This is a genomic window from Pseudomonas fluorescens (assembly GCF_902497785.1).
Lineage (GTDB): Bacteria > Pseudomonadota > Gammaproteobacteria > Pseudomonadales > Pseudomonadaceae > Aquipseudomonas > Aquipseudomonas fluorescens_BO.
Genome location: NZ_CABVHK010000004.1, coordinates 191,450 through 211,183, shown reverse-complemented (window position 1 = coordinate 211,183; position 19,734 = coordinate 191,450). Strand labels below are relative to the sequence as shown.

At 56.3% G+C, this 19,734-nt stretch carries 19 protein-coding genes and 1 pseudogene; 11 read left to right on the top strand and 9 right to left on the bottom strand.

The window, feature by feature from the left end; genetic code table 11:
• The first annotated feature begins 25 nt into the window (after window positions 1–25).
• A complete protein-coding gene (locus F8N62_RS07920) occupies window positions 26–577 on the top strand; it encodes a 3'-5' exonuclease (protein WP_150710426.1) in 552 nt (183 codons plus the stop codon).
• Window positions 578–581: 4 nt separating this feature from the next.
• Here the strand turns inward: F8N62_RS07920 and F8N62_RS07915 are convergent, their stop codons facing one another.
• From F8N62_RS07915 to F8N62_RS07905, 3 genes are all read right to left on the bottom strand, one after another.
• Window positions 582–1,124 carry an aldo/keto reductase gene (locus F8N62_RS07915; protein WP_150710425.1) on the bottom strand — a complete coding sequence of 181 codons (543 nt, stop codon included), beginning with the start codon at window positions 1,122–1,124 and terminating at the stop codon, window positions 582–584.
• A gap of 126 nt (window positions 1,125–1,250) precedes the next feature.
• On the bottom strand, window positions 1,251–2,549 hold the full coding sequence (locus tag F8N62_RS07910; protein WP_150710546.1) for a tyrosine-type recombinase/integrase: 1,299 nt from the start codon (window positions 2,547–2,549) through the stop codon (window positions 1,251–1,253).
• Between the two features lie 118 nt (window positions 2,550–2,667).
• Complete coding sequence (locus F8N62_RS07905; protein ID WP_224791345.1) at window positions 2,668–3,087, bottom strand: hypothetical protein; 420 nt, start codon at window positions 3,085–3,087, stop codon at window positions 2,668–2,670.
• Window positions 3,088–4,791: 1,704 nt separating this feature from the next.
• Between F8N62_RS07905 and F8N62_RS07900 the strand changes: the two are divergent.
• The 7 genes and pseudogenes from F8N62_RS07900 to F8N62_RS07870 form a co-directional block, all read left to right on the top strand.
• Window positions 4,792–5,037 (top strand): annotated as a pseudogene (locus F8N62_RS07900) (membrane-bound PQQ-dependent dehydrogenase, glucose/quinate/shikimate family); the annotation flags it as partial.
• A 259-nt stretch (window positions 5,038–5,296) separates the two neighbouring features.
• Complete coding sequence (locus tag F8N62_RS07895) at window positions 5,297–6,439, top strand: carbohydrate porin (protein WP_412071969.1); 1,143 nt, start codon at window positions 5,297–5,299, stop codon at window positions 6,437–6,439.
• A gap of 300 nt (window positions 6,440–6,739) precedes the next feature.
• A complete protein-coding gene (locus F8N62_RS07890; protein ID WP_150710423.1) occupies window positions 6,740–7,432 on the top strand; it encodes a 3-oxoacid CoA-transferase subunit A in 693 nt (230 codons plus the stop codon).
• Window positions 7,433–7,440: 8 nt separating this feature from the next.
• Entirely contained in the window at window positions 7,441–8,082 is a 642-nt protein-coding gene (locus F8N62_RS07885; RefSeq protein WP_150710422.1) for a 3-oxoacid CoA-transferase subunit B, read from the top strand.
• A gap of 168 nt (window positions 8,083–8,250) precedes the next feature.
• Window positions 8,251–8,679 (top strand): MarR family winged helix-turn-helix transcriptional regulator, encoded by a 429-nt coding sequence (locus tag F8N62_RS07880; protein WP_150710421.1) that lies wholly within the window; start codon window positions 8,251–8,253, stop codon window positions 8,677–8,679.
• 51 nt (window positions 8,680–8,730) lie between these two features.
• Entirely contained in the window at window positions 8,731–9,987 is a 1,257-nt protein-coding gene (locus F8N62_RS07875; RefSeq protein WP_150710420.1) for a M20 family metallopeptidase, read from the top strand.
• Window positions 9,988–9,994: 7 nt separating this feature from the next.
• Window positions 9,995–10,621: a trimeric intracellular cation channel family protein gene (locus F8N62_RS07870; protein WP_150710419.1), complete on the top strand. Its 627-nt coding sequence runs from the start codon at window positions 9,995–9,997 to the stop codon at window positions 10,619–10,621.
• Window positions 10,622–10,667: 46 nt separating this feature from the next.
• Here the strand turns inward: F8N62_RS07870 and F8N62_RS07865 are convergent, their stop codons facing one another.
• Both F8N62_RS07865 and F8N62_RS07860 read right to left on the bottom strand, forming a co-directional pair.
• Entirely contained in the window at window positions 10,668–11,570 is a 903-nt protein-coding gene (locus F8N62_RS07865; RefSeq protein ID WP_150710418.1) for a LysR family transcriptional regulator, read from the bottom strand.
• Window positions 11,571–11,718: 148 nt separating this feature from the next.
• Window positions 11,719–12,582 carry an MBL fold metallo-hydrolase gene (locus F8N62_RS07860; protein ID WP_150710417.1) on the bottom strand — a complete coding sequence of 288 codons (864 nt, stop codon included), beginning with the start codon at window positions 12,580–12,582 and terminating at the stop codon, window positions 11,719–11,721.
• Between the two features lie 447 nt (window positions 12,583–13,029).
• Here F8N62_RS07860 and F8N62_RS07855 point away from each other — a divergent pair, with 447 nt between their 5' ends.
• Window positions 13,030–13,530, top strand: a complete 501-nt coding sequence (locus F8N62_RS07855) for a helix-turn-helix domain-containing protein (protein WP_150710416.1) — start codon at window positions 13,030–13,032, stop codon at window positions 13,528–13,530.
• A 44-nt stretch (window positions 13,531–13,574) separates the two neighbouring features.
• Here F8N62_RS07855 and F8N62_RS07850 read toward each other — a convergent pair whose 3' ends face one another.
• The 4 genes from F8N62_RS07850 to F8N62_RS31480 are packed head-to-tail and all read right to left on the bottom strand — an operon-like array spanning window position 13,575 to window position 17,317.
• Complete coding sequence (locus F8N62_RS07850; protein ID WP_150710415.1) at window positions 13,575–14,198, bottom strand: hypothetical protein; 624 nt, start codon at window positions 14,196–14,198, stop codon at window positions 13,575–13,577.
• Window positions 14,199–14,222: 24 nt separating this feature from the next.
• Window positions 14,223–15,020 carry a hypothetical protein gene (locus F8N62_RS07845; protein WP_150710414.1) on the bottom strand — a complete coding sequence of 266 codons (798 nt, stop codon included), beginning with the start codon at window positions 15,018–15,020 and terminating at the stop codon, window positions 14,223–14,225.
• Window positions 15,021–15,053: 33 nt separating this feature from the next.
• A complete protein-coding gene (locus F8N62_RS07840; RefSeq protein WP_191632357.1) occupies window positions 15,054–16,169 on the bottom strand; it encodes an HBL/NHE enterotoxin family protein in 1,116 nt (371 codons plus the stop codon).
• The gene (locus F8N62_RS31480) at window positions 16,166–17,317 is read right to left on the bottom strand and encodes a hypothetical protein (RefSeq protein WP_191632356.1); all 1,152 of its coding nucleotides are present in this window, start codon (window positions 17,315–17,317) and stop codon (window positions 16,166–16,168) included. Before F8N62_RS31480 ends, F8N62_RS07840 begins: the two co-directional genes overlap by 4 nt.
• A 155-nt stretch (window positions 17,318–17,472) precedes the next feature.
• On the opposite strand from F8N62_RS31480, the gene F8N62_RS07835 reads away from it, so the two are divergent.
• Both F8N62_RS07835 and F8N62_RS07830 read left to right on the top strand, forming a co-directional pair.
• Window positions 17,473–18,627 carry a MalY/PatB family protein gene (locus F8N62_RS07835; protein ID WP_150710412.1) on the top strand — a complete coding sequence of 385 codons (1,155 nt, stop codon included), beginning with the start codon at window positions 17,473–17,475 and terminating at the stop codon, window positions 18,625–18,627.
• Window positions 18,628–18,857: 230 nt separating this feature from the next.
• The gene (locus F8N62_RS07830; RefSeq protein WP_150710411.1) at window positions 18,858–19,715 is read left to right on the top strand and encodes an SDR family oxidoreductase; all 858 of its coding nucleotides are present in this window, start codon (window positions 18,858–18,860) and stop codon (window positions 19,713–19,715) included.
• The last annotated feature ends 19 nt before the right edge of the window (window positions 19,716–19,734 follow it).

Below are 19,734 nucleotides of genomic sequence, written 5' to 3'. Positions count from 1 at the left end.
ATGACTGATTGCCGAGGAGTAGCTAATGACTGCAACACCTGAAGTTTTCATTTCCGTGGATGTCGAGGCGTCAGGGCCTATCCCCGGGGAATACAGCATGCTGTCGATCGGGGCGTGCCTTGTATCTGATGACACCCAGACGTTCTCCTGTTACCTCAAACCTACCAGTGACCGATATGTCCCGGAGGCGCTGGAGGTTACAGGGTTGTCTTTGGAGAAGCTTCGTTCCGAAGGGCTAGATCCCCGCGAAGCCATGCAGCAATTCAAGGCTTGGGTTGAACAGGTGGCACCTGAGGGCACGCGGGCCGTATTTGTCGGCTTCAACGCCTCGTTCGACTGGGCATTCGTGAACCATTACTTCCATTACTTCCTGGGGGAAAACCCTTTCGGTATCGCGGCTCTGGATATCAAATCGATGTACTTCGGCGCCGCGCGCAGCACCTGGGAGCAGACCCGCTCCAGTGAAATCGCCAAAATCGTCAACCCTCGCAAGAAAGGTGACCATGACGCTCTCCATGACGCGGTTTACCAGGCCGAACTGTTCAGGCTGATCCAAGCCCAGTTGATGAGTGACTAGTCGTCTAGTCTGCGTCCGCGACCCTCATGTTCTCCAGCAGGTGCGAGGCGTTTGATGTCCCTGGGAGGGGGAACATTGCGGGCGAGTAATCCAGCCGCCACCGGAGGGTGTCCTGCGCTAGAGCCGGGCTCGCTGGTTCCCTGGAGCCTTCTACTGCCAAGCATCGACCAGTTCCCAAGGGGGCATAGGGCACGAAGGCAACGTGGTTGCTCTCGCACCATCGCACAACGTCATCCGAGTCGGTATTGATCAAACTGAAAGAATTCTGGATGGCAGCTATTGGAGCAATTTTCGATACTTCCACCGCTTGCGCGATGGTCGCCTTGGAAAGTCCCAGCGCTTTGATTTTAGCCTCCGTGCGCATTTGCTCCAGCTCTCCGACCTGATCGTCGAGCGGGACGTTTGGGTCAATTCGGTGCAGGTGGTAAATGTCGATGGCATCGACGCCACGTCGGCGCAGGCTAAGTTCAACGCACTGGCGCAGGTAGGCTGGTACTCCGCAAGGTGTCCATTGGCCCGGGTCTTGGCCATCGCAGCGGTTGCTCATGGGTCTTGACGCTAGAAGGGAACAAACGTCTCAAAAAGCGTCAACGGCTGCAGGAGGCCTATATCCAAGAAACTCAGCTGCAGATGGAGAGAGACCTAGAAACGTAATTTGTACTATCCCAGAATCCTAACCCCTGTCTTTGATTCCGAGGCCCTTGACCGATTTGGCACGATTCTGATCCAGCGCGTTGTAATACGTGTTCTGCGTTGTTGACATACTCTCGTGGCGCAAGTCTGCTTGAAGATCTTTGATATCGCGGAACGGCGCGTCAAATGTAGCCGCAGTGTGGCGAAGCCAATGCAGGGACGCAGAACGAAGTTTATCCATTTCTAAGTCAGTTTGACCCTCATCCTTCATGCGCTGAAGTGATTTATCAAACACCATTTGAATGAGGGCACGAATGTAACGATCTGACAGGCCAGCCCGACCTCTGACCGTTGTGACCAGTGGTGTACTTTCCTTGTAAGACGGCAGCGGCGGAAGGGAGAGGGTGGTCCGATATCGCTTCAAGTAGTCTTCGATGTATTCGTCACGTACGCTAACTTTCGCAGACTTATTACCTTTACCCACGACGTTGAACCACCAATTCTCACCGTCGAATTCGAACGAACCCATTGTAGGTTTCCAATTGTCCCGACCGACGAGATCAGAAATTCGGAGATAGAGAGAGAAGAGGGTGGCCACAATAAATAACGTTCGCTCGTGCCTAGGATCCTCTGCGGCCATGACTTCTGCGGTTTCAATAACATAATTCCACTGGAGCGGAGTCAGCGCCTTTCCGGAACTCATCACCGTGTTGCGCTGTTTATAGTTGGATTTTTGTTTGACTGACCGAATTGGATTGGCTTCTGAGGTAAGACCTTCGTCGATGGTGTACTGAAAAAAACTGCCACAAACGGCAAACACCTGGCCCATCGACCCAGCAGACATTTTATACGCTTTGTCTTCTACATCTTTACTGTTCTCCGCAGCTACCTTGCGAATCTGCTTATCGATCTTGACGTTAAAAGGCCGCCATTTGTCGTTGATAACGTAGGTGTCAGTTTCAGCGGCCTTACGACCCCCAACCCGGGAAAATCTCGATTTAACGATAGGACCGATCCACTCAGTGCGAGGTTGTAAGCAAAATTCCAGGAAACTCTCACAATCGTGGCGTCTGAGCTCGAGAAGTGGCTTCTTGGCTATCAGGAGAGACCAAAGCAGAAGACGTTCAACATGGGTACGGTATGAATTGAACGTGGCTTCGTTGTTTGAATAGGACTTTAGGAATCCGCGAACCGCCAAGTAACCCTCTTGAGCCTTTATCTCTGACGGAAAGGAGAAAAGGTACTGAGTGACAACAGGCTGCTCATCAGACACACGACTGAAATTCAGGTCTCTAAAACGATTGTAGGTGTCAAACAAAGGAATCGGAGACGCAGGCATGTGATAACCAAGGTAGAGAGTGAAACGGCTTGATGTGATGTTAAGCAACGCCCTAGCAATCTGCAACAACCGGGTCTGCGCGTTATCGGTTATTTCACATGTGTCGAACCCTTCTTGGCTAACCGTGGGTGACACCTGACACCTCATCTTGGGCCGCAAGCAACACTTCATCTGCATCGGAAAAAAGCACATTTTGGGGTCGACTGCCTCCGAGGTAACAGCTGGGAGAAGCAAACCAAAATGCGATTCCCCATCCTCCTTTTTTCGTTCTCAAAACATCGAGTATCACCTTCAGTCCAGGTACCGGCCCATGACCAGTGTCGGCCAGGAAGGCATACTTCGGAAACAGTGAGCAGCCGCCATGCTGAATTGAAAAAATCTTTCCCTCCGCTTTCCAATCATCCAGATTCCCAGGGGGTAGACCAAGCCGATGAGCCGTTTGGTCCAGAGAGAGAAAGTCACCACTATCTAGGATGGCTTTCTTCGCGGCCTCGAGCATTTGCTGCTCCCGAAAGGCGGTATCCCGATGCGCTGCCATAGTAGGCTCCTGTGTAAAAACATAGCCATAATCCACCACTGGACGTCGGACCGTAAATCCCAGCTCTCAAACCATCCTCATTTAAAACTGTTATTGAGGGGCGTGCAGTAATTAACCGGAAAAAACGCGCAAACCATCGTCATTTTTTTATCGAATATTTCACCAGTGAAATTGGCTGCAAACCCCTCCCCGTAAGGGCTGGAGAGAAATTGATGTTCATAAATGAGGATCTAGATAACCGGAAAAAACCATAAATTAACCGGAAAAATGACCGAAATTGACCGGAAATACGTTAACAGCGTTGTGCATCTCACCATTTAAGGCCGTGGTTTCCGGCTAATTAACGACGACCTGGGGCCGTGCTCCATGCGAAAGAATATATTTCTCAGAAATTTCAATAACATAGGTGATAGCAGGGCTTTCCGGTTAATTCACGACACTGACAAGGCTTCGATATCGAGTTCGGTAGGGACGAGCCTATCTGACATAACACATGATTTAACATAATATACATTATGCGTATCATTCTATGCGGGGCTGGGGGCTCTTGTGATCATGTCGAGAGCTGTCGAGATTTTTTAAATATGCGAATAAACAGCTAAATATGAAACGGCCTGAAAATCAGCCCCTTAGTGAGATCTGCTCACTGCTTCGTCCAGAAAAATATTGTTTAAATATGCGCATCAGCTTTCATACCGGGATAGGAAATCCTTAAAACGTCAGCGTGTGAATCGAGTCTAGAGTCCTTCGTTGCCGGAGCTGTTTGCAGATCACCTGCCAGGCAGTCGTTTGATTTCTCAAAGGTCTAGAGCTGATCTTCCCGCATCCGTCGCACCTAATCGGTCTGCATGAACAACGCTTCCAGGAATGTCACCAATCACGACGCTGTGTGAAATCTGTGGCTTTCGGCATGGTGTTGGTGCACGGATTTCAAGGACAGCCATACCGGAATTGGCCAATGCCTGGCGACGCCGTCGAAAATTACGCTCCTAGCGACGCATGCACCAAGCATTGCTCTGAAACACTATTTAAGTATGAATCCGTCGGCAATGTAGGCGCCTTTTTCCGGCAAGCGGAACTGCTTGATCTGACTGCTTGAGCATTCCTGGATCGGAAAATCGCCTGGAAGCATGACTTCATTTGATGCTTTTTCACCAGCTAAAACGATTCCATACCAAGCGATTTTCGGTTCAGTCCTGACACAGCAAACAAAATGCCTGGAGCTCACGTGTGCGGACCCTCATGTAATAGGTAAAGGCAACGGCTCCCATGTGGTGGATACGATGAAGAATGCTTTTGCCATTATGAAAACATACAACTATGTGAGCAGTCTAAACGTGTCTTGAAATGTCGATTCGCTTAGTCTGAATGCCCGGTTTAAAGCCGTTGCGGCGTATTCCGAGCTGGCAACAACGCAATTGGGAATTGCCGACTTCTCCTGTTCCGATTATCCACGACTGCTTTTCATCAGCGGCCTTTTTAGCTTCGTTTTCTTGTCTCGCATTCGTTTTCTCGAAGGTGTATCGTTATTAGTCTTAGTTCAACTCAACTAAACATCTATTTAATTGAGCTATTAAACGGGGCGCAAAAATTTCAATCCCGCCCGGCCTGCTCTACGATGATCGCTACCTTCTGCTGTGCACGGTTAACCGCAATGTAAAAAGCAACAGCGGAACCCGGCTCAAGCGAAACACCTTTCCAAAGGGCGGCACCCTATCGACTCAAGGTGGCTTGATCTTCATTGCCGGTACTCAGGACTTCTACCTGCGCGCCTTCGATAGCGGTAATGGCGAAGAAGTCTGGAAGTCACGCCTGCCAGTGGGCAGTCAGGGCGGCCCGATGACCTACGTCTCGCCAAAGACCGGCAAGCAGTACATCGTCATCACCGCCGGTGGTGCGCGCCAGTCGACCGATCGCGGCGACTCCGTAATGGCTTACGCCTTGCCGTAAGCCGCTGTGCCCGCCTAACCGGCGGGCAATCTCTCTGTGCGCGGCACCTGCGGGTGCCGCGCCGCTTTGCGAAATCATTCAAGATTCCACCAGGAAGACTCACATGTTTTTGGCTGTTCGCTTTTCTTATGCAGGCTGGCTCAACGGTTTGCTACTGGGCCTGACCTGCAGCGCCACCCTGCCCGCCTTCGCCGATACCGATTTGAACATTTTGACCCGCAATACCTTGTCCGGCGATTGGGGCGGTCTACGCCACCAGATGGACGAAAGCGGTATCAAATTCACCGGCGACTACAGCGGCGAAACCGCCTACAACGCCGATGGCGGCCTGCACCGTTCGGCCCGTTACTCGCAGAACATCAAGCTCGGCGCGCAGTTCGACCTGAGCAAACTGTATCGCGTGAATAACGCCGGCAAGATCCAACTGACCATCAACGACCGACGCGGCAATAGCGCTTCCGAGGATCTGGTCGGCAACCGTCTGCCCATCCAGGAAAACTACGGCGGTCTCTACACTCGCCTCACTGAACTGAGTTACGAGCGCACCCTGTTCACCCCGGAGCTCAACGTGAAGCTGGGTTATATGGCCATGGGCAACGACCTCGGTGGCCTGGACAGTGGCATTCTCTGCAACTTCATGAACGCCGGTTTCTGCGGCCATCCGCTGAACATGTCCGGCGGTAGTGGCTGGACCAACTACCCCAACGCTCACCTGGGCGTGCGCGTGAAGTACGACCTGTCGTCGTCCTTGCAGCTGCGTGTTGCAGCCTTCAATGTCGATCCTGAGAGCAACGGTAATTCCAGCCGTGCCTGGCACCTAGGTCCGAAACATACGACCGGCACCGTGGTGCCGATCGAATTAGTGTACAAGCATGCGGGTGAGTTGCCCGGCGAGTACAAGGTTGGCTACTACTACGACAGTTCCGACGTGAAACGCATCGGCAGCGATGAGGAAGTGGCCGGCCGCGGCGGTCATTACCTGCTGATTGATCAGGCCGTGTGGAACTCGCAGTCGTCCGACGGTCGCAGTCTGCACGCCTTCGGCCAATACTCGGCGGCCAGCGAAGCGGCTTCACCGTTCAGCAAGTGGTACGGCACCGGCGTGGTTCTGTACAAACCGTTTGAAGGTCGGCCGCGTGACACCGTCGCTCTGGGCTACGGCAGGGCCGTGCCCAATCCACGCAGCCGGGATGTGCAGCAGGACGCCGCGCTCGCCAATGGCCCAACGCTCCCGAATTTGGACAGTGCCGAACAACTGATCGAGCTTGGCTATGGCTACCAAGCCACTCCTTGGCTGACGTTGCGCCCGAATGTGCAATACATCATCGAACCAGGCGCGTTTTCCGGGCAAGACATCGACAATGCGCTGGTGCTCGGTTTGCAGGTGAAAGCTGCGCTCTGAACTCTCGATCAGGGGAGCTTCAAAGAAACAGGAAAGCCGGCGCCAGACCGGTTTTTTTGTTGTTCGATTATTTGTGTTGCTCGCGAATAGCGTCATCTATGCGCGGATGTGGCCTATCAGTGTGGCGGGATTTTTAGGGGGGCTACTCACGGTTTCGTTCGCTAATCGCACGACATCTCGTGCCGGGACACCCTCCTTCACTCGTTGTTTGGCAGGCTATGCACACCTTGCATTAATCGTTATTCATGCGGTTGTGCCGTCGGATCATTCTGTTCAGCCAAATGAAGACAGGAGTACGCCTTGATCAATAAAACATTTGAATCTATCGCTGCCGCACTAGACGGCGTTGCCGATGGTTCGGTCATCATGGTGGGTGGCTTCGGCACTGCCGGGATGCCGTCGGAGTTGGTAGATGGCGTCATAGCTTCGGGCGTTCGCGAACTGACCATCATTAGCAACAACGCCGGCAATGGTGAAATCGGTCTTGCTGCATTGCTCAAGGCCGGGCGCGTTGCCAAGGTCATCTGTTCGTTTCCACGCCAATCCGATTCCTATGTCTTCGATGAACTCTACCTGGCAGGAAAGGTGCAACTTGAGGTCGTGCCACAAGGCAATCTGGCCGAACGTATTCGCGCGGCAGGCTCCGGAATCGGTGCGTTTTATTCGCCCACCGGATATGGCACGTTGCTCGCCGAAGGCAAAGAGACCCGGGTGATCGACGGTCGCAACTATGTGCTTGAAATGCCGTTGCGCGCCGATGTCGCACTGATCAAGGCGGAAAAAGGTGATCGCTGGGGCAATCTCACCTATCGTAAAGCCGCGCGTAATTTTGGACCGATCATGGCGATGGCAGCGACAACGACAATCGCCCAGGTTAATCGGGTCGTCGAGTTGGGAGATCTGGACCCTGAACACATTGTCACGCCGGGGATCTTCGTTCAGCGCGTGGTCGCCGTGCCGCTCGCCCCTATCTCGAAAGCCAACGTCAACTGAGGCCTGCCATGACTGTCATGAAAAAACTATCGCGCAGCGAAATGGCCCAGCGTGTGGCCGACGATATTATCGAAGGTTCGTACGTGAACCTGGGTATTGGCGTGCCCACGCTGGTGGCCAACTACCTGGGTGAAAAGGAAGTCTTCCTGCACAGTGAAAACGGTGTACTGGGCATGGGCCCGAGTCCTGCGCCGGGTGAGGAAGACGATGACCTGATCAACGCGGGCAAACAGCATGTAACACTGCTGCCCGGTGGCGCCTATTTTCACCACGCCGATTCGTTCTCGATGATGCGCGGCGGGCACATCGATATTGCCGTGCTCGGCGCCTTCCAGGTCTCGGTCAACGGCGACCTAGCCAACTGGCACACCGGCGCCGAAGGTTCCATTCCGGCAGTGGGTGGCGCGATGGACCTCGCGACAGGCGCACGCCAAGTGTTCGTCATGATGGATCACCTGACCAAGACGGGCGAAAGCAAATTGGTGCCAAAATGCACCTACCCGCTGACCGGCATTGGCTGCGTGACTCGGATTTATACCGACCTGGTTATTCTGGATGTCACTGCGAAAGGATTGAAGGTCCGGGAGATTGTCGCTGATATCAGCTTTGAGGCATTGCAAACGCTCAGTGGCGTGCCGTTGATCCGATAACGGATTGACTCTGCCTGGCACGCAACAATGTGCCGGACGGCTTTAGGCTTGTCCGGCAACGTGTATTCACGTCTCCAGGGTTCAAGCCAGAGAGCGGCCAGTCACTGAAATAATAGTTGAATATTTCAACTATATATTTATACTTCAGCCATTCGACTGGAGCCTGCCATGTATTCCGACTTTCTGAATTTCAAACTGGACATGACCAGTGCGCTGCTGATGGATCACGCGAACACCGTGTACCGTCAGCATTGGGATCTGGATGTCCGGGGATTGCGGGTGTTGCGTCTGATTCAGGCCTGCCCGGACATCACTCCAAAAGAAGTTTCATCACGCGCCTTTCTGGAAAAAACACTGCTCTCCAAAACGTTGGCGCTGCTGGAGTCGCGTGATCTGATCGCGCGCGCCCCTCACCCTGTCGACCGCCGCAGCGTTGGTTTGCGCACAACTGCCGAGGGCTCACGAATCGCTGACGAATCCTCTGCCGTTGGTTCTGAACTGGAAGATCAACTGGTTTGCGCGCTCTCGACCAAGGAACGCGTAGCACTGGATGGCCTGCTTTCAAAGCTGATGGAAAGTCTGCTTCCGCCTTCCTGACACCGTCCCTCCCCCACTTTTTCCGCCCTCTTTTACATTAAGGAGTACCCCATGTCGTCTCTCGAAAAGTTGATTCCAGATCTTGATGCCTTGTTGCCTGAGCTCGAAGAAGTCTACAAGGACTTGCACCGTCATCCTGAACTGTCGATGTATGAGTATCGCACCGCGAAAATCGCCGCCGACTACCTTGTGCGTTACGGATACGAGGTGACACGCGAAATAGGTGTCACCGGCGTTGTCGGCGTGCTGCGCAACGGTGAAGGCCCGGTGGTGATGCTGCGCGCCGACATGGACGCGTTGCCCATGGCCGAAGCGACAGGCCTGCCCTACGCCAGCGACGTGGTCACCCGCGACGAAGATGGTGTGGAGGTTTCTGTCTGCCACTCGTGTGGGCATGACATGCATGTCACCTGGTTGATGGGGGTTGCTCGGGTATTGTCCGAAAACCGCAGCACCTGGCGGGGTACCCTCCTGGCTGTTTTCCAACCGGGTGAAGAAGTGGGTGTGGGCGCGCGGAACATGATCGACGACGGCATGCTTGATCGCTTCCCCAAGCCGGACATCATTCTGGGTCAGCATGTGATGGTGGGGCCAGCCGGTACTGTGGGGCACCGCAGCGGCACCATTCTTTCGGCCGGTGACAGCCTGAAAATCAAGATGTTCGGCCGAGGCGCCCATGGCTCACAGCCACAAACCTCGGTAGATCCGGTGATCATGGCGGCGTCAACGGTGCTGCGCCTGCAAACCATTGTGTCGAGAGAAATCTCCCCGCTGGACCAGGCAGTCCTGACGGTTGGCTCGTTACAGGCTGGCACCAAGGAAAACATCATCCCGGACAATGCGACGTTGAAACTCAATATGCGCACCTACGACGAGGGTGTGCGCGAGCACATGCTGGGTGCCATCAAACGGATCTGCTGCGCCGAATGCTCTGCATCCAATGCTCCACGCGACCCCGAGATCACAACAATCAACCGCTACCCGTTGACGGTCAATGATGAGCGCGCCTCTACCCGTTTGGCTGAGGCCTTTGGAGCCTGGTTTGGCGACAGAGCCTATGAAACGGCGCCGGCCGCGGCGAGTGAGGATTTCAGTGTGTTCGGCCGCGCATGGAAGGTGCCCTACGTATTCTGGTTTGTAGGTTGTACAGACCCGCAAGTGTACGAACAGGCCAAGGCCAAGGGAAAAATAAACAACATCCCGAGCAATCACTCGCCTCAGTTCGCACCTTTACTGCACCCTACTTTGCGTACGGGTCTCGAAACGATGCTTTGCGCAGCCTTCGCCTGGTTCGGGACCGCTAAGTGACACAGCAATGGACACTCACCTGATTTACACCGTCCTGGATCTGCTCGGCACGTTTGCATTTGGTGTAAGCGGCGCAGTTGCCGCACGTCAGCAACGATTGGATCTGTTCGGCATCGCTACCATCACGTTCATCGTCGCGTGCGGTGGCGGGATTCTTCGGGATCTGTGTCTTGGCACACTGCCGCCGGCCGGGCTGTCGAGCTGGCGCTATCTGGTGGTGTCGCTGATCGCTGCAGCGTGGGTGGTGTGTGCCTACCCGATGGTGTGTCGAATGAAATCCCCCGTACAACTATTCGACTCCATTGGCCTTGGGCTGTTTGCAGTGGCAGGCGCGAAAAAGGCATTGGCCGTCCAGGCCGGTGCCGAGGTCGCGATTTTACTGGGGATGGTCAGCGCAGTCGGAGGCGGAGTACTCAGAGATATTTTGCTATCGCGGGTGCCAGGCATCCTGCAGCGGGAAATCTACGCGTCTGCCGCTTTGGCAGGCGCAGGTGTTGAAGTTTTGCTCAGTTACAGCGGCGCAAATACGGTGGTGATTTCGTGGCTGACCGCAGGAGGATGTACGGTGCTGCGGATGGCTTCACTTCACTTCGGTTGGCGGTTGCCTACCATCGGCGATGATTCTGAAAATTAGCCAGACAGTGATCGACAGTCCGGTGCTAACCGGGTTTGCATGCGTTTTACTGCCAATGCGCACACAACTTTACCAGCTCGTCGACTACATACCGAACCTTGGGACGCAGATGCGAAACCTTGGGCCAGACTGCATGCACATCAACGGCCTCAGGCTCATAGGCTTGCAGCACCTCAACTAGCCTGTTCGCTTCGAAATCATCCTGGAATAAGCTCCGCGGCATCTGACACAAGCCGGTTCCTGCAACTGCAGCAAGAATCATGGCTTCGCCATCGCCAATCTGATGTGCTGAGGGGGGAGCGTAACGAACTGTCCGCCCCGCCTGCATGACTCGCCACGCGAGCGGCTGACCGCGTCGATGGCCGACGATACAACGATGCTGGCTCAAGTCTTCCAGAGTTTGTGGCGTGCCAAAGCGCGCCAGGTATTCAGGGGAGGCACAGACGGCCCAGCGTTGGCGAGTCAATCGCCGCGCTACCAGGCCGCTGGTGTCCTGCAGTTCGCCGAACCGTACCAACAAATCGATTCCTTCCTCGAATGGGTCCACTAGGTAATCGGAAAACGTCAGGCTTAGTTGCAGTGATGGGTATTTGTTGGCGATCTCGAACAACATTGGCGCTACGACCCGGCGTCCAAAAGCCACCGGCACATCAACCCGCAAACGTCCAGAAGGCTCACCACCACCGGGGCCCAGCCCGCTTTCAGCGGTGCCGATTTCCTCCAAGGCTGTGGAGCACGCCGCGAAATAGGCCTCGCCATCGGCGGTCAGGGAAATCCGCCGCGTCGTGCGATGAAACAACTGCGTGCCCAAACGCTCCTCCAGGCGCGCAACGGCCTTGCCCACGGCAGATTTCGACAGTCCCAACCGATCGGCTGCCTGGGTAAAGCTGGACGAGCGCGCCGCCACGACGAAGGTGATTACGCCTTGGAAGGAATCGATAGGTACCATGCTGCGCCCGCTATTGTAGAGTTTTGATCTACCGAGATTATAGTTTTAGGCCGTTTATCGCTACTGCATTCAACAGTACGATGAATTCCAGTAAGACAACGGTGCACTTCGCGCACCTCTCCCACCACGACATGGATTGGGAAACAGCTCAAGAATCGAAACGGCTCAACGTGGCGTGCGGATCGAATGGCAGGTAACGCGATTGTCGATCACGCATGACCTTGATCATCGCGATCTCCGGGTCACTGGAAAAAACCAGGCGACCACCATTGGCCACCAGGTGATCCAGTAGCCGTTCTTTCTCGCCGACCAATCCTTCAGGATTGCGATCGTTGGCAGTGGTGACATCCAGACGCAGCCAATGAGTACCCGGAATCAGGTCACCGGCAAAGACCACCGGCCCGCCTGGCATAGTGATTTCCGGGATCAATTGCCCGGGGGTGTAACCATCGCTGTAGTGGAACTGCCAGCCGTCGCCCAGCTCATTGCATCGGGCGCCATCGATCAGCACCAGTCGACCACTGCTTTCAAGCCTGCGCACGATCTGCCGCACGAACAAGGCGCGATCATGGGGATGATTGTGAAGCGCACGGGACCAGTGACGCTCACCGGTAATGTAATGCGCAGCAGGAAACAGCAAGCGAGGTGTATCGCCATCATCAATTGCCGCACACAGTTCGGGCGTCAGTTGCGCATGTAAGTGCGTCAGCACCACCGCGCTGATGTCACCTTCAGCGAGTCCGTATTGCGCCAGGCTGTCCAGCAACCCGGAGGAATGTTTTTGGCAGCTACAGGTCCGACGCAATGGCGCAAGTAAAGCGCTGGCACCCGCCAGAACCAGGATGTTCCTGCCGCCTTGCTGCACCAACAGCCCTCGCGAGGCAAGATCCACCAGGTTGTCCTGGTCGGGCTTGATCCAGTCCGCCCACCGCTGGCGCGGCGTATTGCCGAACATCACGCCACCATCAAGCTTGCGACTATTACCGGCCAGAGTGGATAAACAACGGTTCACGACAGACACCTCTTTGAATTCGCACCACCTTTGCAGAACGTGCGGCGGATGCGTTTTATGAGGTCTGCAGGTTAATCCTCCATCACGTCCTCGCCCCCCACCCGAGTGGAGTGGGTCAAGCGGCGTAATCACTCGCGCAGGCGAGTTCTTCGATTCTACGGAGGGTGGCCGCCAAGCTCCTCCCCTCGCTCAACCAAGACACAGCCCGCCTGATTGACCAGTGCCATGCCGGATGAATCGATCCGACAAAGACCGCAAATGTGAGTCTCGATACACGCTGCGTCTACGCTTGGCCCGACGTCGCCAACCACGCCAACCTCCCAGCACGATCAAGAAACGTCGCACAACTGCTCGCAGGTCATTAGCTGAGCTAACAGCGATCGGCTGGATTCTGGACGATTACCCCAGACGAACACGGAGGTTTTGCAGGATGCACAGGGGAAGACAATGGAGACTAAAGTCAAAGCAGACGTGTCCGAATTGCGGTGTGTGTGGGCGAGCAGTGATCAGGGTACTTGTTTCTGGGCACGTCTCAGGCCGCGTCCTGCCTCGGTATTGGCAACGACATGCGTCAAGCCAGAGCATGAATGGATCTATCAGACAGCGTGCATGATGATCGAACAGCACCTGGCAGATACGTCGTTGAACGTAAGTGCTGTCGCGCAGTTGATCAATTGTTCACGCACCACTGTGTACCGCGCCTTTGCACAGCGCCGACAGACAGTGGCCCAGACAATTCGCATGCTGCGCCTGTTACGTGCAAGCGAAATGTTGGCCGTACCGCCCTACAGCATTCCAATCGAGACAGTTGCCTACCGCTGCGGCTTCGAGGAGGTCAGGACGTTCAACCGCTGCTTCAGCAAAGTCTTTGGCATGTCGGCCGGCCGCTACCGCCAGACACGCATCGGCGAAAGTCTGAAGGCGCTGCGTGAGCTTGCTGATCCTTGAGCGGGGCCGTCGGCATTGAAACCGACGGCCCCTCAATGCCCGAATCAAGGATGGGCGAGCAACCACCCCTCGTTGAATGCGTATTCGCGTTCTTCGCCTGAAGCGAGCTCGGGCGGCAAAGGTGCAATGTAAACCTCGTTGTACTCGTATTTCTGCTGATCACCAACGGGCACTAGCCCGCCACGGTACCAAAGGATATTGCGCGGCCCGTAGACCTTGATATTCAGCCCTGCCTGGAGCAAGTGAAAGCGCAAGTCATTGACGAAGCGGCTGATCACGGTCGGTCCTGGCTGCTGCTTCTGCAGTGCCACACTGCACGCGGCCACCCAGATTTCCCGGGTGCCGGCTTCGCGAATGCCCAGGTTTTCGAGCATGGTCGCTACCTTTTGACCGCTATAGCCGTTGAACACGGTGTCGTTGCCGTGGGCATTGAGCACCAGTCTCGATGGGTCACCGCTGTAGTCGCTCAGGTGCTTGGCGGGCTTTTCGTCAAGAGCATTGAGCATTTGCTGGATGGCATGGGGCTGGAACGACGCGTCCGGTGCAAATTCCTTCCACTGCTTCCATGCGTAGAAATGGCTGCGCAGCGCTTGCAGGCGGCCTGCGCGGGAAGCGTTTTCGTCGCTGGCGTTTGCACTGCCTTTGGGTTTGCCGAAAAATAACATCATGATGAAACTCCTTCTTCTAGTAGATCAGTTGGCCTGGGCTCTCATAATCCGCAGGATGCCGAGCACAGTGTTCAGGTAGAGGCGCGCGTTTTCAGGTGTCGTCAACGACGCCAGACGGTCCTCGTTATTCAAGTAACCCTTGAGCAGCGCTTGCTGGTTGATCACCCCCTGCAACCCCTCGGCCATGGCGGTAAGCAGACTAAGCACTTGCTCGCACACATCGCTGATACGGATCAGGTTGCTTGCTTCACGGCGTTTGTCACCCAGGTCCCGGATCGCATCCTCCAGAGCTGCCTCGGTAGACTTGCCGTGTTGGCACAGGCTGACCAACTCATCGATTGCCTTGGCCGCCGGGAATAGCCACGTCCAGATCGATCGATTGCGCAACTCCTGGGCCTTGTCGGCTAATTCCCGTTGACGCTCCTCCAGTGCCTTGACTCGTGCGCGTGCCTGCATGGCCTCGCTCTTCAGGGCCCCGGAGTCCTGGCCGAGCAGGTTTCGGAAGTTGGCAATCGTCTGCATCACGCTTTGCAACTCACCGCTGACCAGCTCGATTTCGGCACCGGCCTGTGAGGTGTAGGACTGCAGCGCATCGTTGCTGTCGGTGGTGCTTTGGCTACTTTGCAACAGTGCTGTGTTGATCAGTTCGGTGGAGCGTTCAATGTGCTGGATGATGCGATGTTGAACGTCCGCCACCTGCTGCATGGCCGCAGGCAACTGATCAATATGCGTCTTGACCTCGCCCAGTTGACCGGGGGGAGCTGGCAGAGAGCGGGTTTCCTGCACCACGTCATTAATGTGAGCCGTAATTTCTTGCCACATGATGAACTCCTTGTGTGTTCCGTAATGATGCTGTCAGGCAGCTTCTTCCAGAGACGCGGCTTGTTCGGTGATCAGATCACCGATGTGTTTTTTAGGGTCGAGGGTGGCCCGCGGGGTGGTCATTTGCCGTTTGATCGTGTCCGTATCAGCCTGGATCAGGCGCACGCCGCCCTGACTTGCGCGGATCAAGAGTTGACGCAACATCGGGCTGTCGATCTGCCCGCGCTTGAGTTGGTCACGCAGCATTTCCAGATGACTGCCCATGAAGCCCCAGGCGTTCGCCATCAATTGCGCGCTCTCCTGGGCCTGGCTGGCACTGACAGCCAGCTCGCCCAAGCCGGAAGCAAGGCCGGTGGCGACCGCGACTTCGGCATTGAGCCGTTCGCGTCGAGTGATCAAGTCGGTTTTCAGATTGAGCAGGCCTGCCAGCGCGATAGAAGACCCCACCGCTCCGGCCACACCACCGATCAACAACGCGCTGCCACCGACGCAGAGAGCCGTGGCGAGGCCCCCTGTGACGACGGAACCCACCGCCCCGATCAAGAGCAACACGACGCCGCCGATGGCCGCTAATCCGCTGAGGGCGATGCCGGTTGCCACTCCGGCTATCTTGCCGTTGATGCCTGACAGCTCGCTGTTGATGCTTTCCAGCACGCCTTTGTCACCATTGAGCAGCGCACTGAGGTCTAGGGTGCAGCGATCGAAAAATGCCTTGTCGTCGCTAAATCCGGTGCGAATTTTCGACAAGTCGGTCTGGATGACGGACGCCTGGCGACGGTACACCTCGACGCTGCTTTCCATTTCCCGCAGCATCGCGATGGCATCGGCGGTCGTTGTGCCTGGCAGCAATATTTGAGGCAGTACGTTGTGCAGTTCGAAGAAGGCTTCGATGTTGGTCACCGTGGTGATAATCCGCGGTTGCAGGTCATCGAGGTAGTAGACCGCACTCTGTTTCGCCTTGACCAAGCCGCTGTTGATTTCGTTTTGGAGGGTTTTGAGCCCGTCCTGCTTGCCGAAGTCCAAAAACATCTGGTTCTGGACGCCCAGGCAATGGGCTTGAACCAGCATAGCGGCGGAGGACTGACCCTTGAGCGCGATGCTTGTCTGGCCGTAGTCTTCATCGTGGGTGGAAATGTTGATGTCGTTCATTTTGTAACTCCTTGGGGTAGAACAGCGAGTGCAGCCTTGCGTTGCAACCGAGGGATCTGGCCCTCGGTGCCGGTCAGGGAATTTTTGATTCTGTCCACCCGCTCGGCCATACGCTCCCATCCGGCATCGAGCAGGTGATCATCCACAGCGCTGCTGTCCTTGAGCGCCTGCTGCCAGCTGTTATCGAGCTGAGTCCAGGCTCCGTTCAGGGAAGAGGCAGCCTCGCTGAATCGCTCGATGGCCAGCTGATGATCCAGGCCTTGTTGCTTGATCACGATCGCGACCGACAGTGCGGCTTTCTGGCGGTAAAGTTGTTGATATTGGTCCTGAAGCAGATCGGTGAAGGCGCTGAAACTGTTGATGGCATCCACCACTTCAGTGGCGCCGCGCGCGATCTCGCCTATTGTCTCGACCGGAAAGGACTCGGTCTTGCGGGTCTCGCCGGGCGTGTCATCTAAAGCGGGTGGCTTTTTGTCGCCAGCCTTGATCTTCTTAGGCTCATCGTTGGTCTTCTTCGGCTCATCCTTGACCCCGAACAGCGAAAACACCCAGGTGGCGATGGCCTTGGTATTACCGCCTATCGACTGTGAGGCCAGGAGCATCTGGCTGACGGCCTCATCCATGTCGCGGCTGGTTTTCTCAATCGCTGCCTGAATGCTGGCGATCTTGCCTTTATCACCCGCCAGCTCGTCGGTCAGCGCGTCGATACTCGCTTGCAACCGGTTAATGACCTTGTCCGTTTCTTCCGCCGACTGAGCAGTGCGCTCCACCAGTGCCGCGATGTTCTGCTGGGCGCGGGAAATATCGGATCTGATCATTTGATAGAACTGCTGAGCCGCCGTGGCCACTTCATCGTCGCCGCCAGTCTGTCGAGACGCGCGCAAAGTGCTGATCACCAGGCTGAGGGATTCCACGTCGACGATGCTGGCAATGGAATCGGGCATCAGGTTGTCGAGGAAGTCTCTGGCGTAATCCTGCAGCCGACCCTGCAGGCCACTGACCAACGTTCGTGTGGCGGGGTCGTCGATGAAGGTACTGGCGTCTTGCTGACGCTGGGTCACCAGTGCTCGCGCCTGGCCATACAGCGCACAGGTGGCGAACTTCTCGAGTGACGTGATCAGAAGTAACGAGCCGATGGGTGTGTTCACAGCATCCTCTCCTTTTGTCGTGAAGCTGCATCATCAGGCGGCATGCTCGACGGTGTAAGGACAGGGCGTCCCAAGGCAGGACAATTCGTCTCGCTCCCACCGGGCTTGGCGCTTATCATGTCTGCCGGATTAATCCCGGCCTTTATGAGATGAGCATGACTTTCGATTTTGATCAGGTGTTCGACCGCCACCACACCGGCAGTACCAAGTGGAGCCGTTACCCGGCCGAGGTATTGCCAATGTGGATCGCCGACATGGACTTCGCCGCCCCGCCGGTGATCATCCAGGCCCTGCAAAAACGTCTGGAACACCCGCTGTTCGGCTACAGCCTGGCTCCGGACGATTTGCGCAATGCAATCGTCGACGATCTGTGGGCGAAGTACGGCTGGCGTGTCGAACCCCAGGAATTGATTTTCCTGCCGGGGGTGGAGTCCGGTTTCAACATGGCCCTGAACGCTTTGGTGCAGCCGCAACAGAACGTTGTGGTCCAGGTCCCCAACTATCCGCCACTGCGCCATGCGCCTGCGCATTGGGGGTTGAACAAGGTAGAACTGAATTTCGACACGCAGGCGGATGGCACCTACGCAACGCCACTCGACACCTTGCGCCAGTCGCTGGCCGGTGGCGGTGCGCTGTTGCTGAGCAATCCGCACAACCCGCTGGGCAAGGCATTCGCGCGGGAAGAACTGCAAGCGGTGGCCGACATCTGTCTGGAACAGGATGCCTGGATCATCTCTGACGAGATCCACGCCGAGCTGTGCTTCGACGGCCGTCAACACATTCCCGTCGCCTCATTGAGTGCGGACATCGCCCGGCGCACCATTACGCTGATGTCGGCGAGCAAGGCGTACAACATTGCCGGGCTGAAGACCTCGTTCATGATCATTCAGGACCGCGCCGTTCGCGAGCGGGTCAATCATGCCCGTTGCGGCCTGGTCGACAGCGTCAACCCACTGGGCATGGAGGCCACTCGCGTGGCTTACGCCGAAGCCGGTCCCTGGTTGGCGGCGCTGCGGGGTTACCTGCAAAGCAACCGCGATTACCTGGTCGATGCGGTGCGTACGCGGCTGCCGGGCATCAGCATGAACGTGCCGCAAAGCACCTACCTGGCCTGGCTCGATTGCTCCGCGCTGGGCCTGGATAATCCGCAGCAGTTCTTCCTGGAACAGGCCAAAGTCGGCTTGAGTGCCGGCCTGGATTTCGGTGATGACCATCAACAGTTCGTGCGCCTGAACTTCGGCTGCCCACGGGCATTGCTGGAAGAAGGCATTGCGCGGATGGAGCGCTGCCTGCGCAATCGCCAGGCCTGATCCCCACCACGCAACACGACAAAAACCCTGTGGGAGCGGGCTTGCCCGCGAAAGCGCTGTGTCAGACACCTTTATCATGAGGGCGCCGACGTCATCGCGGGCAAGCCCGCTCCCACAGGGATATCACTAGGCCAGAAAGTTAGCGCAACCCTGCGAAATCCAACCGAACTCACGCCAAACGCCAAAGGTCCACCCTTTGACGCCTTTGCCTTGAGAACGGAGATTTCCCGATGACCGACTATCCAAAACCACCCTTCAAGAAACAGGGCCAGCCAGTCCCCGGCTCGCAAAAGAAAATGGACCCGTACCCGGATTGTGGCGAGCAGAGCTACAAAGGCTCCGGTCGTCTGGACGGCAAGATCGCACTGATCACCGGCGCCGACAGCGGCATTGGCCGCGCGGTTGCCATCGCCTTCGCCCGGGAAGGCGCGGACGTCGCCATTGCCTATCTGAATGAACACGAAGACGCTCAGGAAACTGCGCGCTGGGTCGAACAGGCCGGGCGTCAATGCGTGTTGCTGCCCGGTGACATCGCGCAGAAAGCGCAATGCCAGGCCTTGGTCGACAAGACCGTCGAGCGCTTCGGCCGCATCGATGTGCTGGTCAACAACGCCGCTTTCCAGATGACCCACGAAAACTTCGAGGACATTCCGGACGATGAATGGGTGATGACCTTCGATGTCAACATCACGGCCATTTTCCGCATCTGCCAGGCCGCGCTGAAACACATGAAACCCGGCAGTTCGATCATCAACACCAGCTCGGTCAACTCGGACATGCCCAAACCGACCCTGCTCGCCTATGCCACGACCAAAGGCGCGATTGCCAACTTCACCGCTGGCCTGGGGCAAATGCTCGGTCCGCAAAACATTCGGGTGAACTGCGTGGCGCCGGGACCGATCTGGACGCCGCTGATCGTCTCGACCATGCCCGATGACGAGGTGGAGAATTTCGGTGGGCAAACGCCGTTGGGACGGCCCGGCCAACCGGTAGAAGTGGCGCCTATTTATGTGCTGCTGGCGTCGGATGAAGCCAGCTACATCACCGGCCAGCGCTACGGGATCACCGGCGGCAAGCCAATGCTGTAAACCCGTGGCGAGCGAGCTT